Raw genomic sequence first — 13,857 nt, 5'->3', positions numbered from 1 at the left:
TCATTTATTAATCTCGATAAATTTTTTCAGTGTAGCCAGCGCCCGTCCGCTATCCAGTGATTCGCGTGCGATGGCGATGCACTCTTCAATCTCTTTCTGCGGCTCCATCACCTGGATGGCAAAGGCGGCGTTGACAATGACGCATTGCGTTTGTGCAGGTGTGGCATGCCCCGTAAGGATATTGTCGAAGATGCGGGCGGCATCTTCCTTGCATGCGCCACCGAAGAGTTCTTCGGGACGGGCATCTTTGAAGCCGAGGGCCTGCGGACGGTAGATGCGCTCGTAGTTGCGGGTCATCACCTTGAACTCGTCCGTCAGGGAGATTTCGTCGTAGCTGTCGAGGCTGTTGACTACGGCAAAGTCAATGCCGAGCTTATAGAATACGTTGGTGTATAGGCGCATCTGCGAGAGGTCTGCCACACCGAGCAGCTGGTATGCCGGGCAGCATGGATTCACCAGTGGGCCGAGCAGATTGAACAAGGTGCGTACTCCCAGCGTCTTGCGTACGGGACCGACAAACTTCATCGCCGGGTTGAAAAGTTGGGCATGAAGGTAGGCGATGTTGCACTCCTCCATGCTGCGTTTCAGCGTGTCGGGGTTGTTGGTGAAGCGTACGCCGTGCTGCTCGATGACATTGCTGGCTCCGCTCACGGAAGTGGCTCCGTAGTTGCCGTGCTTGGCAACCTTGTAGCCGGCTCCCGCCACTACGAAGCAAGCGCAGGTGGAGATGTTGAAGGTGTTCTTTCCGTCGCCGCCCGTACCTACAATGTCGATGGGGCGATAGGGGGCGAAGTCGATGGGAAGGCGTGTCTCCATCAGTGCTTCGCGGAAACCGATAAGCTCGTCCACAGTGATGCTCCGCATCTGGAAGGCAGTGAGCAAGGCTGCTATCTGCGCCTCAGGATACATTTCCTTGGTGATGTTGAGGAGGATTTGTTTGGTCTCCTCCGACGTGAGCTCTTCGTGGTTGAAGAGACGGGTGAGTATTGCTTTCATCTTTTTATTTACGATTTGACGATTTAGGATTTGACGATTGAATTTACTCTTTTTCTGAAGTGCCTCATTTGAAAAGCCAGTTTTTTACGATTGTTTTTCCGTCGGGTGTCAGTACCGATTCAGGATGGAACTGGATGCCGTGTATGTCATATTCCCGATGTTTCAGCGCCATGATTTGTCCTTCGGGGCTGATGGCGGTAATGGCAAGTTCGTCGGGAAACTCCTTCGTATCCACTACCCAGGAGTGGTATCGTCCGACGGGAATCCTATTGGGTAAACCGCAGAAGATATAGTCTTCTTCGAGAGAAATACCTTCATAATCCTTTCCCCCTAATCCTTCATCCCTTGTCCCTAGTCTTTCCTCCTTCCTCCTTATCTCCGTCTGTACCCCATGGAACACCTCTTCCAGATTGACCAGCTTTCCACCGAACGCTTGTCCGATGGCTTGTTCGCCCAGACAGACACCGAGTATGGGTTTCCGTCCGGCATAGGTGCGGATGACATCCAGCAACAGTCCGGCTTCCTCGGGGACACCGGGGCCGGGTGAGAGGATGATTTTATCGTATGGCTCCAATTCTTCGAGCCGGAATTTATCGTTGCGCAGCACATCCGTTTCTGCGCCAAGCTCTTTCACCAGATGGGCAAGGTTGTAGGTGAAGGAGTCGTAATTGTCTATGATAACTGTTTTCATCTTTTGTATTTACAATCTATTTTATTTACTATTTGACGATTTACGATGTACGATTGAAGTTACTTTATTTACGATGTACGATTTGGCTGCGCAATGTACGCCGCATGGCAAATCGTACATCGTAAATCGTCAAATCGTACATAAACTCACATTTTTTCCGCCATCTCAATCGCCTTTTTCAGTGCGCCGAGCTTGTTGTTCACTTCTTGCAGTTCGTACTCGTCGTTGCTCTTGGCTACGATGCCGCCGCCTGCCTGGAACCAGAGGACACCGTTGCGGCTGACAAAAGTACGAATCGTAATCGCCTGGTTCAGCGAGCCGTTCAGTCCGATGAAACCGATGCAGCCGCCGTAGGCTCCACGGTTGTGCGGTTCCAGCTGGCTGATGAGTTGCATGGCGCGTACCTTGGGGGCGCCGCTCAGGGTACCGGCAGGGAAGGTGTCGATGAAGGCCTTGACGGGGTCGGCCTCTTCGCGGAGCGTTCCGCTGACACGGCTGACGAGGTGGATGACATGGCTGTAATACTGCATCTCCTTATAGAAATCCACCTTTACATCGTGGCAGTTGCGGGAGAGGTCGTTGCGGGCAAGGTCCACCAGCATCACGTGTTCGGCGTTCTCTTTGGGGTCGTCGTGCAGGTACCGGGCATTGAGGGCATCCTGCTCTGCATCGCCGGTGCGCTTCGTGGTTCCGGCAATGGGGTCGATATAGGCATGGCGGCCTTCGATGCGGCAATGGGTTTCGGGGGACGAGCCGAAAATGCGGAAGCCTCCGAAGTCGAAATAGAACAGATAGGGAGAAGGGTTGATGCTGCGCAGGGCACGGTAGAGCTTGAAGTCATCGCCTGTGAAACGCTGCTCGAACCGGCGGGAGAGGACTATCTGGAAAACGTCGCCGCGCAGACAGTGGGCGATGCCCCGGCGGATATTCGCCTTGTGCTCCTCGTCCGTAAGCGGAGAGGTGGTGGGGCCGATGGCGCGGAAATCGTAGGCGGTGTAGTTGCGGTTATGGATGGCCTTCTGTACCTGGTCCAGTCCGCTGGTCTCGCCGGGCGCCAGCATCTCGAGGAGCAGCATCTCATTCTTGAAGTCGTTGAAGACGATGAGGTACTTATATAATATGTACAGCATGTCCGGCGCATCGTTGGTAGCTTCGCGGCTGTCCTTCACGGGGATATTCTCGAAGTAGCGGACAGCATTGAAGGAGGTGTATCCGTAGAGTCCGCAGTAATTGCTGTATTCGCCCTCCACGCGGAAGCGGGCGCGGAAATCGTTCAAGGCATTCTCCACCCGGTATGCATCGGTTATGGGATGCTCTTCGCGGCTGTCGTCCGGCAGGCGGAAGATAGCCGTGCCGTGGTCTATGCTGACACTAGCCAGCGGACACAGAGCGATGAACGAACGGTTGTTCTCACTGCCGTGATAGTCGGAACTCTCCATAAGTGCGCTCTGCGGAAAGATGTCACGCACCTTCAGATACGTGCTCACCGGCGTATGCAAGTCACCGAGCATGGTGCGGCTGACTGTTTTATAATCATATTGTTTCATTGTATCTTGTATTTTATTTCATTGCATCTCGTATTTTCAAATAGCTCATCACTTATCACTTATAACTCATCACTCAAATACGTCTCTATATCCTTATCCCCCCGTCCCGACACCGTCAGCACCACCACGTCCGTCGGCTTGAACCTCATCTTCTCCAGCGCACCCAGTGCGTGGGCACTTTCCAATGCGGGGATGATGCCTTCGAGCCGGGTCAGTTCGTAGGCGGCGCGGATGGCTTCATCGTCGTTGACGGCGAGGACGATGGCACGTTTCTGCTTGGCAAGGTTGGCGTGCATGGGGCCGATGCCCGGATAGTCCAGTCCGGCAGAGATGGAATAGGGCTCTTCTATCTGTCCGTCCTCGTTCTGGATGACGTAGGTGCGCGAGCCGTGGATGATGCCCATCTTGCCGAGGGCGATGGTGGCGGCTGTCATTCCCGTTTCAATGCCTTTTCCGCCGGCTTCGGCGAGGACGATTTGCACGTGCGGGTCGTTGACGTAGTGATAGATGGTGCCGGCTGCATTGCTTCCTCCACCTACGCAGGCGATGAGGTAGTCGGGGCATTCGCGTCCCTCGTGTTCAAGGAGCTGCTTCCTGATTTCTTCGCTGATGACGGACTGCAGGCGTGCCACCATGTCGGGGTACGGATGCGGGCCGACGGTGGAACCTATCACGTAGTAGGTGTCCGAGGGATGACAGCACCAGTCGCGGATGGCTTCGTTGGTGGCGTCCTTCAACGTCATATTGCCACTGGTGACGGGAACGACGGTGGCGCCGAGCATCTTCATCTTCTCCACATTGACGCGCTGGCGCTCTACGTCGGTCTTACCCATGTAGACGATGCATTCCATGTTCATCAAGGCGCAGACGGTGGCTGTGGCCACACCGTGCTGTCCGGCTCCGGTTTCGGCGATGATGCGGCGCTTGCCCATGCGGCGTGCCAGCAACACCTGCCCGATGCTGTTGTTGATTTTGTGGGCACCGGTGTGGTTCAGGTCTTCACGCTTGAGGTAAATCCGGCAACCGTACTTCTCGGACAAGCGGTGTGCCAAGTAGAGTGGGGAAGGGCGTCCCACGTAGTCGCGCAGCAACTGGTCGTATTCACGCTTGAAGTCCTCACTTTGCAGCACCTTGAGGTAGGTGTTCTGCAACTCTTCTACACATTTGTGGAGGATTTCGGGAACGTATGCCCCGCCGAACTCTCCGTAATAACCTTCTTTGTCAACTAAGAAATTCATCATGTTATTTACTATTTGACGATTTACTATTTACTATTTCAGAAATCAAAACGCATTATTGCTTAAACGAAAAAAGCCCCGTCGCTTGGTGCGACAGGGCTCTTTTTGTTTTTTACTATATATTACATATATACATACGAGCGCTGCTCCCTTACGACTGTCGGAGTTGTAACGGGTGCCACCACCAATATGTATTTACTAACATTGTTTTCATTGACTTTTTTTGTTTTATCGGGGGCAAAGACAGTGCAAACCGAATGTATAATAAAATGAACTTGTTCATTTTTTATGCTGAGGTGCAGCCTGTCTTCGTTTTCGCGACAAATATAAGCACTTTGTTTTAACTGCCAAAATAAATATGACTTTTTTTCTGGATAAGAACATTTTTCTTGAAATATTGTTCTTATAAGTGTAGTAAAAACGAATATTCATTCAAAAAAAGAAAGGAACAAACTATGAATAGAAAACATTTAGTTGCCATAGGCGTGGTTATTGCTGTACTGTTGTTATTATACTGGCTTTTTGTGGCCGAAGATATGAATGCCTGGCTGAATGTAAACTGATTTTTCGGGATTTTCGTGTGGAGTTATTCGGATAAAGATGTATCTTCGCAAAAAAACATAGACTCATGAAAGGATTAAGTTATTCATTTTTGCGTGCTATATGTGCGCTGGTTATCGGTTTGGTGCTGGTGATGTTTCCCGACCAGGCGGGTGATTACTTTGTGATTACGATAGGTGTCATTTTCCTGGTGCCTTCGCTTATCAGCATCATAGGCTACTTTGCACAGAGCACGGAGATGCGCAGCCGTTTCCCTATCGAGGGAGTGGGCAGCCTGCTGTTTGGCTTGTGGCTGATTATCATGCCCGGTTTCTTTGCCGATTTGCTGACATTTGTATTGGGATTTATCCTGGTGATGGGAGGAGTGCAACAGATTGCCTCGCTTTCCGCTGCCCGTCGCTGGATGCCGGTACCGGGAGGTTTTTATGTGGTTCCGGTATTGATTCTGCTTGCCGGCTTGGTTGCGCTGTTCAATCCTACGGGAGTACGCTCCACGGCATTTATCATTATCGGTATCAGCAGTCTGGTCTATGCGGCTTCGGAACTGCTGAACTGGTTCAAGTTTACGCGTCGCCGCCCGAAGACACCGGATGCTTCAGTAAAGGCAGTGGACGATATTGAGGATGCACAAATTATAGAATAAAAAAACAGACCATCTGTTGAGGTAGAACAGATGGTCTGTCAGGAGTAAACGGATGGTCTGTTCATGCCACACGGACCATCCGTTTTTATTGTTTCAACCATTCATTTATCAGCTCCATCACTTGCTTCTTTTCCTCTTCGGGCAGTGTGCCGATGCGTGCCCGATGGCTTCCGCCGGGCTCTACGAATACATGGATGTTTTTCTTTCCTTTCAGCCAGGTCACTCCGGCAGCTGTCCACGGGTCGTTCTGTCCGTAGATGAATATCATTTTCGGGTCATTCTCTTTTAGGAACTTCGTGATTTTCTTGCTTAGGGTCTTGTCGAAGGGCATGTCTTTCAGCTCTTCGGGAAGCATCAGACGATGCAGGTAATCCTTGCTCGATTGGATGGAAAGATACTTCTTGAAAGGCTTCGTATCGTAGCCGTAATAGCCCAGTTCGCGGGCGGCCTGCACGAAGAATGAGGCTGTGGGACTGTCGGCAATGAAGTAGTCGGGATTACTGATGTTGAGCAGATGGGCAAATATCTCATCGTCCGAGGCCGTGGTGGCAGGGATGCTGCTGACGGGAGTTCCCCACTGCCAAAGGGCAAAAGAATACTCCAGCACGCAATAGTCGTATATCTCTTCAACGGGCGCACGGAACTTGAGTCCTTTTTCATTGCAATATTTCTCAAAGCGGGGGAGCAGTGCGGCTTTCCGTTTCAACACTTCCAACTGGAAGTCCTCAATCCGTTTGCGGTCCTCCGGAGTAGACACTTTCCTGAGGAAAGGCTCGTGGCGTCCGTCTTCCACCCCGTAGCAGAGCGGAGCTACATAAGGCACGGAAATATCCACGTCGTCCGGATAGAACGTGCGGTAGAGCAGGGTAGTCTGCCCGCCCTTGCTGATGCCGGTCGCAATCCATTTGCCGGGATAGATGCTTTTAAAGGCGTTGCGGACGGCGTGCAGGTCGTCTGCGGAATTCTCGGCGGTGAGGTATTGCCAGTCTTTGGGCTCAGGGGTGGATTCCAGGAAATAACGGTATTCCACAAAAATCATGTTGGCATCGAGCAACTCTGAAAGTTCCTCGCGATACTTGGGGTTGAGGGCATAGGCGGCTCCATAGCCTTCGGTTACAATCACCGTGGGACGGTCGAAGCCGACGTGGGAGACAATCACACGCTGGCGGAAACTGCCCTTTTCGGGACGACGGTGGTCCAACGGCTGGGTGAAATAGGTTACATACTTCTCGGAGAACCGGGTGGACTCCAACGGACGGGTTTCCGTAATGGCGGAAATCCGACCCAGTTTTTGCTGCAGATCGGTTTGTGCCGGGGCGGCAGCCGCAACGAACAGCAAGGCAAACAGCAGGAACGCTGCATAGCAGTTACGTAAATTCTTCATGATGACAGGATTGTTTTATCTGACGGACAAAGATAGGTTATTTCCCGCTTACCGCCAACAGTTGGCATGGACGAAAAAAGAGAGAGAACTGCCTCGCGGCACCTCTCCCCCCTGCAAACTTAAAACAACCAACAAAAGAATGAGATAGGGATTAAGGATTCATCCTTCATCCTTCATTTTTCATCTTATAAACAGTAACTCGCGATATTTGGGCAACGTCCACATCTGATTGTCGACGATGAGTTCCAGCTTGTCGATGTGGTAACGGATTTCCTCCATCATCGGTACGATGTTGTCGTGGTAGGCGATGGCTTTTTCACGTTCACTCTCAATTTTGTTGGCCACTTTGCGCGCCTCGATCATGGCATCCACATGCTCCTTGATGAAGGCGGTACGGTCGGCAATCTCTTCGATGAGTTCCAGATTCTTGGCAGACAGTTTTGCAGCCTTCTCTGCGGGGAACAGGTCTTTCATCTTGTAGACGTTGTCAATCAAATCCGACTGATACTGTGTAGCTACGGGGATAATGTGGTTCATGGCCAAATCTCCGAGCACGCGGGCTTCAATCTGTATTTTCTTGGTGTACATTTCCCATTTCACCTCGTTACGGGCTTCCAGTTCCTTCTTCGTCATGACACCGATGGACTCGAACATCCGGATGCTCTCCGGTTTCAGGTAGTTGTCGAAAATGACGGGAACACTTGTCTCGCAGTCCAGACCGCGGCGGGCTGCTTCGGCTTTCCATTCATCGCTGTAACCGTTGCCGTCAAAGTGGATGGGTTTGCAGACTTTGATGTACCGGCGGATGACTTCGAGGATGGCGGAGATTTTCGGCTCCCCCTTTTCAATCAGTTCGTCCACATCTTTCTTGAATTCCACCAACTGCTCGGCAAGGGCGGAGTTCAGCGCAATCATGGCACTGGCGCAGTTGGCCTCGGAACCCACGGCGCGGAACTCGAAGCGGTTGCCGGTGAAGGCGAACGGGCTGGTGCGGTTGCGGTCGGTATTGTCTATCATCAGTTCCGGAATCTGCGGGATGTCCAGCTTCATGCCTTGCTTGCCGCTGAGGCTGACGAGGTCGTCCTTGGTGCTCTCTTCGATGTGTTCCAGCACCTGGCTCAACTGCTTGCCCAGGAAGGAAGAGATGATGGCCGGAGGCGCTTCGTTGGCACCCAGCCGGTGGGCGTTCGTCGCACTGGAGATGGAGGCTTTCAGCAATCCGTTGTGACGGTATACGGCCATCAGCGTATTCACTACGAAGGTGATGAAACGCAGGTTCTCTTCGGGCAGTTTGCCGGGTGCGTGGAGCAGGATACCGGTGTCCGTACCCAGCGACCAGTTATTATGCTTGCCGCTACCGTTGACACCCTTGAAGGGCTTTTCGTGCAGCAGTACGCGGAAACCGTGGTTACGTGCCACTTTACGCATCAAGGCCATGATGAGCATGTTGTGGTCTACCGCCAGGTTGCATTCCTCGAAGACGGGAGCCAGCTCGAACTGGTTGGGAGCCACTTCGTTGTGACGGGTCTTGACGGGGATGCCGAGTTTCAGCGCTTCGATTTCCAGTTCCTTCATGAAAGCGGCCACACGGCTGGGGATAGCCCCGAAGTAGTGGTCTTCCAACTGCTGGTTCTTGGCGCTGTCATGGCCCATCAGCGTGCGTCCGGTCATCAGCAGGTCGGGGCGTGCGGCGTACAACCCTTCGTCAACCAGAAAATATTCCTGCTCCCAGCCCAGATAGGCAACCACTTTCTTTACTTCCGGATTGAAATAGTGGCATACGTCGACGGCAGCCTTGTCTACGGCACGCAGGGCTTTCAGCAACGGTGCCTTGTAGTCCAGAGACTCACCGGTATAGGCGATGAAAATAGTCGGGATGCAGAGCGTGTCGTCTACGATGAATGCCGGGGAGGAGGGGTCCCATGCCGAGTAGCCACGTGCCTCGAACGTATTGCGGATACCGCCGTTCGGGAAACTGGAAGCGTCCGGTTCCTGCTGCACGAGCAGTTTGCCGGTGAATTCCTCCATCACGCCGCCTTTGCCGTCGTGTTCCACAAAAGCATCGTGCTTTTCGGCAGTACCTTCGGTCAGCGGATGAAACCAGTGCGTATAGTGGGTCGCCCCCATTTCAACCGCCCATTTCTTCATACCTGCGGCAACCTCGTCGGCTATGCTGCGGTCCAGCGGAGCTCCGTTGTCAATCACATCCGTCAGTTTGGCATACACCTTGCTCGGCAGATAGCGGAACATCTTCTCCTTGTTGAATACATACTTGGCAAAATACTCTGACGGACGTTCCGCCGGAACTGCCACTGCAACGGGTTTCTTCTTAAACGCCGTTTCTACTACTCTGAATCTCAATTTTGACATAATACCTTAGAGTTGTAATTGTTGGTTTAATAAAACATAAAATCATTAGCGTAGAATACAGTCTGGAATACCAGGAAACCTTCCGTGGGAAGCCCGCCTCCGTCGTAGAACGAGAGGTCGAAGAAATGGGGCATTCCTATGAATCCGCCTGCACCGAACATCAGTCCGAAACTGATGAACCAGTGGAGCAGACAGCCAAACATGAAGTCAACGAAGTTCTTCATCTGGATATTGGCCGTATTTTTTACTCTTGCAAAACCGGCTTCGACCAGTGCAAAGCCCGGCTGCATGAAGAATACCAGCGATATGGCAAGGGCCATACGCAGTCTGTAGAGACTGTATTTACTATTTGCCTTTCGGCGTGTGTAAATCATAGTTCTTTGCTTTTAGAAGCTTAGTCCGACTACAAAGTATGCACCTTCAGACCTTGGATTCCAGGTTGCTTTGGCAAACAACGGGAGGGAGAAGGAATCGGTGATTTTGATGTCTTTTGATACTCCCAGGCTGACGTCGCATACGGCAAATCCGTTGGCTCCATAGAAGTCCGTGGCCCAAGGGGTAGCGCCTATCTCGGCCGTCCAGTCCAGTCCGCCCAGTGTGAAGGGAGCTGCTACGGAGATGTAGGATGAATAAGCACGGTCACCGTCTTTGTCAACACCGTCGTCGCCTGCAAAGTTGGTGTACCAGTTTACGGCTACGGGGCCGAAATCATAGCCGATTTGCGCTTCGAACAGATGTGAGTTGGCAGCATTGTGTGCGCCGTACTGGAAGTATTTGGCTGTCACCCCATCTCCGGTCACATTGTACCAGTAGTCCGTCACTGATACGCTGAAACCTCCGGTTGAATATCCCAGTATGAGGTCGAACTCTTTCGTGTCCGAACTCTCGATGCCTACGGAGCCCCAAGCTCCCAGAGAGAAACCTTTGTAGGCGATGGATGCGCTCGGCTGGAGGCTTACCCCTCCCAAATCCTGGCCACGCCACACGTAACCGCTTACGAGGTCGACGCCTACCGACGCTTCCACTTTATCCTGAGCCTTTGCCGTGAAAGGCATTGCCATTGATAATAGCGCCATTGCCATTATTACCCATTTTACACTTCTTGTTTTCATACCTTTTTACCTTTAAGTTTAGAAAAATTCCGGATGATCAGTCCGACTCGATTATAACAAGTACCTCGCTAATTCAATTGTTTTTTTATTTCAGCCACTTCCGGATGCGCTTCATGGCTTCCACGCAATCTTCATGTTTGCCGAAGGCCGTCAGCCGGATATATCCTTCACCGCTGGGGCCGAAACCTACACCCGGTGTGCCCACTACATTGGCTTCGTACAGCATCTGTTCGAAGAACCGCCAGGAACTTGTTCCGTCGGGTGTTTTCAGCCAGATGTAAGGAGCGTTCACACCGCCGTAGACTTTCAGCCCGGCCGCTTCAAGGCCCTGCTTCATGGTCCGGGCATTGTCCATATAATAATCTATCGTTTCCTTTATCTGCCGCTGTCCCTCCGGTGTGTAGATGGCTTCCGCCGCTCGCTGGGTGATGTAGCTGGTGCCGTTGAACTTGGTAGATTGGCGGCGGTTCCAGAGCTTGTTCAGCGGGATGCGTTCGCCTTCCAGCGTGGCGGCAGTGAGTTCTTTCGGCACAACGGTGTAGCCACAGCGTACTCCCGTGAATCCGGCAGTCTTCGAGAAGCTGCGGAACTCGATGGCGCATTTCTTCGCTCCCTTTATCTCATAGATGGAGTGGGGCACGTCGTCTTCGCGGATGAAGGCTTCGTAGGCGGCATCGAACAGAATCAGCGTGTCGTTGGCGAGCGCATAGTCCACCCATTTCTTCAGCTCGGGCTTGGTCAGGGTGGTGCCCGTGGGGTTGTTGGGGTAGCAGAGGTAGACGATGTCGATGCGCTTGTCCGGAATCTCCGGGATGAAGTCGTTCTCGGCGGTACAAGGCATGTAGGTGACGTTGCTCCACTGGCCGTTTTCCTCCAGTACTCCGGCACGTCCGCACATCACGTTACTGTCTATATAGACCGGATAAATCGGGTCGGTCACTCCCACGCTGTTGTCGTGGCGGAGAATGTCGCCGATGTTTCCCGTGTCGCTCTTTGCTCCGTCGTTCACGAAGATTTCCGTAGGACCGAAGTGGATGCCTCGCGGAAGGTAATCGTGCTTGATGATGGCTTCTATCAGGAAGTCGTATCCCTGCTCGGGACCATATCCACGGAATGTCCGTGCGTCAGCCATCTCCTCCACTGCCTTGTGCATCGCTTCGATGCAGACCGGTGGCAGTGGCCGGGTAACGTCTCCGATACCCAGACGGATGACCTCTTGCTTGGGATGTGTTATCCTGAAAGTATTTACCTTCTTGGCTATGTCTGAAAACAGATAACTGCCCGGTAGCTTTAAAAAATGTTCGTTTACTAATGCCATAATCTTTTCTTGGTTGATAGTTGGTGGTTAGTCAATTAATTCAATTTTGCCGTCGAATACTTTGGTGGCTTCTCCCGTCATCAGTACATGCCTGGTGGCGATGTCCCATCGGATGGTGAGTGAGCCTCCGTCCATGATGATGATGGATTCCCTTCCTGCGCGTCCGGTGAGGAAGGCTGCCACGGCGGTGGCACAAGCTCCGGTTCCGCAGGCTTGGGTGATGCCCGAGCCTCGTTCCCAGACACGCATCCTTATTTTTCCTTCTCCCAATATCTGGGCAAATTCTACATTGATGCGTCCGGGGAAGAGAGGGTGATTCTCCAGTTTGGGACCGATGACTGTAAGGTCGATGGCTTCAATATCATTGACAAAGATTACCAGATGCGGGTTTCCCATGGATACGGTGGTCCCTACATATCGTTCTCCGTCCATTTCGATGGGCTGTTCTTTCATCGGTTTGGCTCCTTTGCCGTCGTAGTCTGCCGGTTCGTCGGCAGGTATGCCCATGTCTACGGTTACAGAGTTGACCTTTCCGTCTGCCAAGTGCAGGTTTAGCATCCTTATACCTGACAGTGTATCGAGTGCGATTTCTGTTTTGGAGGTCAGTCCGTAGTCAAAAAGATATTTTCCGATGCAGCGGCTTGCGTTGCCGCACATCCGGGCTTCCGAGCCGTCGGCATTGAATATCCGCATGCTGAAATCGGCCTTGTCCGAAGAACCGATAAGTACCAGACCGTCACTTCCAATTCCCGTATGCGGTGCACTCCATGCCCTCGCAAGCTCTTCCGGATGGCTGATAGGATATTGGGTCGTATCTACATAAATGTAGTCGTTTCCGGCACCGTGCATCTTGGTGAATTTTATGGCTCTTGTCATTTTATCCTTTATTGGTTGGTTAATATATCCTTTTGTTTTATTTCGATGCAAATATACGACGTTTTGTTTTATAATTAACTGTAAAGCATGTCTATTTTCTATTATTTTTTAGCGAAACTTTCATTCAATGAGAATATCTACTGTCAGGCTTTCAATTTAAAAGCATATGGCTTTGTTTTTATATAAATTGTAATCCATGTGAAAGTTTAGTTTGATTCAAAATAAGAAAAAAGATTTTTTATAAGACTAATTGCTATCTTTTTGAAAACAAGAAACCGCTCCATTGCGGACATAATGAAGCGGTTTGTTTGGTTTTTGTTTCTAAATGTATAAGGAGCGGCTATTTTTTCTTTAAAATTTCTTCCAGCACTACCGGTTCATTGGTTGTGATGAAATCTACTCCTTGGCTGATGAGCCATTCCATGTCTTTGGCTTCGTTTACGGTCCAGGCGTTTACTTTCATGCCGAGGTCGTGGCATTCCTTTATCCATTCAGGATGTTTTTGGAAGACACTGAAGTGATAGTCGGGACCGGCACAACCCCATGCTTTCAACTCCTTGGGGGTAAGGTCACCGGTCAGGTAGTAGACGGGGGTGCCTTTGGGTGCCAGACGGATAAACTCCTTGGTGGCATGTTGGGAGAAGGTGATATATTCCGTACGGTCCTCCAGTCCTTTGTCCTTTATCATTTTTACGATACCCTCTACGGCTCGTGTTTCCTGTTCGGGGGTCTTGTGGGCTTTCAGTTCGAGGATAAGGCGGGTTTTCAGGCTTTTTGCCTTGTCCAGATACTGTTGCAGGGTAGGGAGTTGTTCGCCGTTGTCCAGTTGTACGGCGGTGCATACCTTGGCTGTGGCATCTTGCATAGTTACGCCTTTAAAGGTGGCGTCATGATTGACAACCAGCTGATTGTCTGTGGTGAGCCAAACGTCGAACTCGGAGCCGTAGCAGTGGATAGAATCAGCCTTTACAAGTGCGGCAAGGGAGTTCTGGGCCGAGCCGTCCGTAGTCCAGAAACCACGGTGGGCAATGACTTCCTGGGCCTGGATAGTGCCGCATGCAGCAAAGAGCAGGGCGGAAGCAAAAAATAGTTTTTTCAGATTCATAATGATTAGGGTGTTT

At 51.6% G+C, this 13,857-nt stretch carries 11 protein-coding genes and 1 pseudogene; 1 reads left to right on the top strand and 11 read right to left on the bottom strand.

What is annotated here, in order from left to right:
- The 4 genes from trpD to trpB all read right to left on the bottom strand — a co-directional run bounded on the left by trpD (position 1) and on the right by trpB (position 4,472).
- A complete protein-coding gene (gene trpD, locus EYA81_RS00970; RefSeq protein WP_005837316.1) occupies positions 1 to 996 on the bottom strand; it encodes an anthranilate phosphoribosyltransferase in 996 nt (331 codons plus the stop codon).
- Positions 997 to 1,060: 64 nt separating this feature from the next.
- Complete coding sequence (locus EYA81_RS00965) at positions 1,061 to 1,687, bottom strand: aminodeoxychorismate/anthranilate synthase component II (RefSeq protein ID WP_117945590.1); 627 nt, start codon at positions 1,685 to 1,687, stop codon at positions 1,061 to 1,063.
- Positions 1,688 to 1,833: 146 nt separating this feature from the next.
- Entirely contained in the window at positions 1,834 to 3,234 is a 1,401-nt protein-coding gene (locus EYA81_RS00960; protein ID WP_117588554.1) for an anthranilate synthase component I family protein, read from the bottom strand.
- A gap of 59 nt (positions 3,235 to 3,293) precedes the next feature.
- Positions 3,294 to 4,472, bottom strand: coding sequence for a tryptophan synthase subunit beta (gene trpB, locus EYA81_RS00955; protein ID WP_171029006.1), 1,179 nt, complete (start codon positions 4,470 to 4,472; stop codon positions 3,294 to 3,296).
- A gap of 628 nt (positions 4,473 to 5,100) precedes the next feature.
- Here trpB and EYA81_RS00945 point away from each other — a divergent pair.
- The gene (locus EYA81_RS00945; protein ID WP_005827537.1) at positions 5,101 to 5,676 is read left to right on the top strand and encodes an HdeD family acid-resistance protein; all 576 of its coding nucleotides are present in this window, start codon (positions 5,101 to 5,103) and stop codon (positions 5,674 to 5,676) included.
- A gap of 85 nt (positions 5,677 to 5,761) precedes the next feature.
- Here EYA81_RS00945 and EYA81_RS00940 read toward each other — a convergent pair whose 3' ends face one another.
- The 7 genes and pseudogenes from EYA81_RS00940 to EYA81_RS00910 form a co-directional block, all read right to left on the bottom strand.
- The gene (locus EYA81_RS00940) at positions 5,762 to 7,060 is read right to left on the bottom strand and encodes a S28 family serine protease (protein WP_131225273.1); all 1,299 of its coding nucleotides are present in this window, start codon (positions 7,058 to 7,060) and stop codon (positions 5,762 to 5,764) included.
- 180 nt (positions 7,061 to 7,240) lie between these two features.
- Positions 7,241 to 9,430, bottom strand: a complete 2,190-nt coding sequence (locus EYA81_RS00935; RefSeq protein ID WP_005837309.1) for a glutamine synthetase III — start codon at positions 9,428 to 9,430, stop codon at positions 7,241 to 7,243.
- Positions 9,431 to 9,477: 47 nt separating this feature from the next.
- Positions 9,478 to 9,804 (bottom strand): annotated as a pseudogene (locus EYA81_RS00930) (hypothetical protein); the annotation flags it as partial.
- 12 nt (positions 9,805 to 9,816) lie between these two features.
- A complete protein-coding gene (locus tag EYA81_RS00925) occupies positions 9,817 to 10,542 on the bottom strand; it encodes a hypothetical protein (RefSeq protein ID WP_009038319.1) in 726 nt (241 codons plus the stop codon).
- Positions 10,543 to 10,627: 85 nt separating this feature from the next.
- Positions 10,628 to 11,860 (bottom strand): LL-diaminopimelate aminotransferase, encoded by a 1,233-nt coding sequence (locus EYA81_RS00920; RefSeq protein WP_005827552.1) that lies wholly within the window; start codon positions 11,858 to 11,860, stop codon positions 10,628 to 10,630.
- 27 nt (positions 11,861 to 11,887) lie between these two features.
- Positions 11,888 to 12,736 (bottom strand): diaminopimelate epimerase, encoded by an 849-nt coding sequence (gene dapF, locus EYA81_RS00915; protein ID WP_120138347.1) that lies wholly within the window; start codon positions 12,734 to 12,736, stop codon positions 11,888 to 11,890.
- Between the two features lie 340 nt (positions 12,737 to 13,076).
- The gene (locus tag EYA81_RS00910) at positions 13,077 to 13,841 is read right to left on the bottom strand and encodes a glycerophosphodiester phosphodiesterase family protein (RefSeq protein ID WP_005837303.1); all 765 of its coding nucleotides are present in this window, start codon (positions 13,839 to 13,841) and stop codon (positions 13,077 to 13,079) included.
- Between the last annotated feature and the right edge of the window lie 16 nt (positions 13,842 to 13,857).

Source organism: Bacteroides sp. A1C1, assembly GCF_004328515.1.
Lineage (GTDB): Bacteria > Bacteroidota > Bacteroidia > Bacteroidales > Bacteroidaceae > Bacteroides > Bacteroides uniformis.
The sequence above is the reverse complement of the archived record's forward strand: the minus strand, read 5'-3'. Positions and strand labels throughout refer to the sequence as shown.

What these genes read in the sequence shown, in the direction of transcription:
- EYA81_RS00945 (WP_005827537.1), top strand. Translation starts at nt 5,101, where the DNA reads ATGAAAGGATTAAGTTATTCATTTTTGCGTGCTATATGTGCGCTGGTT.
- EYA81_RS00925 (WP_009038319.1), bottom strand. Translation starts at nt 10,542, where the DNA reads ATGAAAACAAGAAGTGTAAAATGGGTAATAATGGCAATGGCGCTATTA.
- EYA81_RS00960 (WP_117588554.1), bottom strand. Translation starts at nt 3,234, where the DNA reads ATGAAACAATATGATTATAAAACAGTCAGCCGCACCATGCTCGGTGAC.
- trpB (WP_171029006.1), bottom strand. Translation starts at nt 4,472, where the DNA reads ATGAATTTCTTAGTTGACAAAGAAGGTTATTACGGAGAGTTCGGCGGG.
- dapF (WP_120138347.1), bottom strand. Translation starts at nt 12,736, where the DNA reads ATGACAAGAGCCATAAAATTCACCAAGATGCACGGTGCCGGAAACGAC.
- EYA81_RS00965 (WP_117945590.1), bottom strand. Translation starts at nt 1,687, where the DNA reads ATGAAAACAGTTATCATAGACAATTACGACTCCTTCACCTACAACCTT.
- EYA81_RS00935 (WP_005837309.1), bottom strand. Translation starts at nt 9,430, where the DNA reads ATGTCAAAATTGAGATTCAGAGTAGTAGAAACGGCGTTTAAGAAGAAA.
- trpD (WP_005837316.1), bottom strand. Translation starts at nt 996, where the DNA reads ATGAAAGCAATACTCACCCGTCTCTTCAACCACGAAGAGCTCACGTCG.
- EYA81_RS00940 (WP_131225273.1), bottom strand. Translation starts at nt 7,060, where the DNA reads ATGAAGAATTTACGTAACTGCTATGCAGCGTTCCTGCTGTTTGCCTTG.
- EYA81_RS00920 (WP_005827552.1), bottom strand. Translation starts at nt 11,860, where the DNA reads ATGGCATTAGTAAACGAACATTTTTTAAAGCTACCGGGCAGTTATCTG.
- EYA81_RS00910 (WP_005837303.1), bottom strand. Translation starts at nt 13,841, where the DNA reads ATGAATCTGAAAAAACTATTTTTTGCTTCCGCCCTGCTCTTTGCTGCA.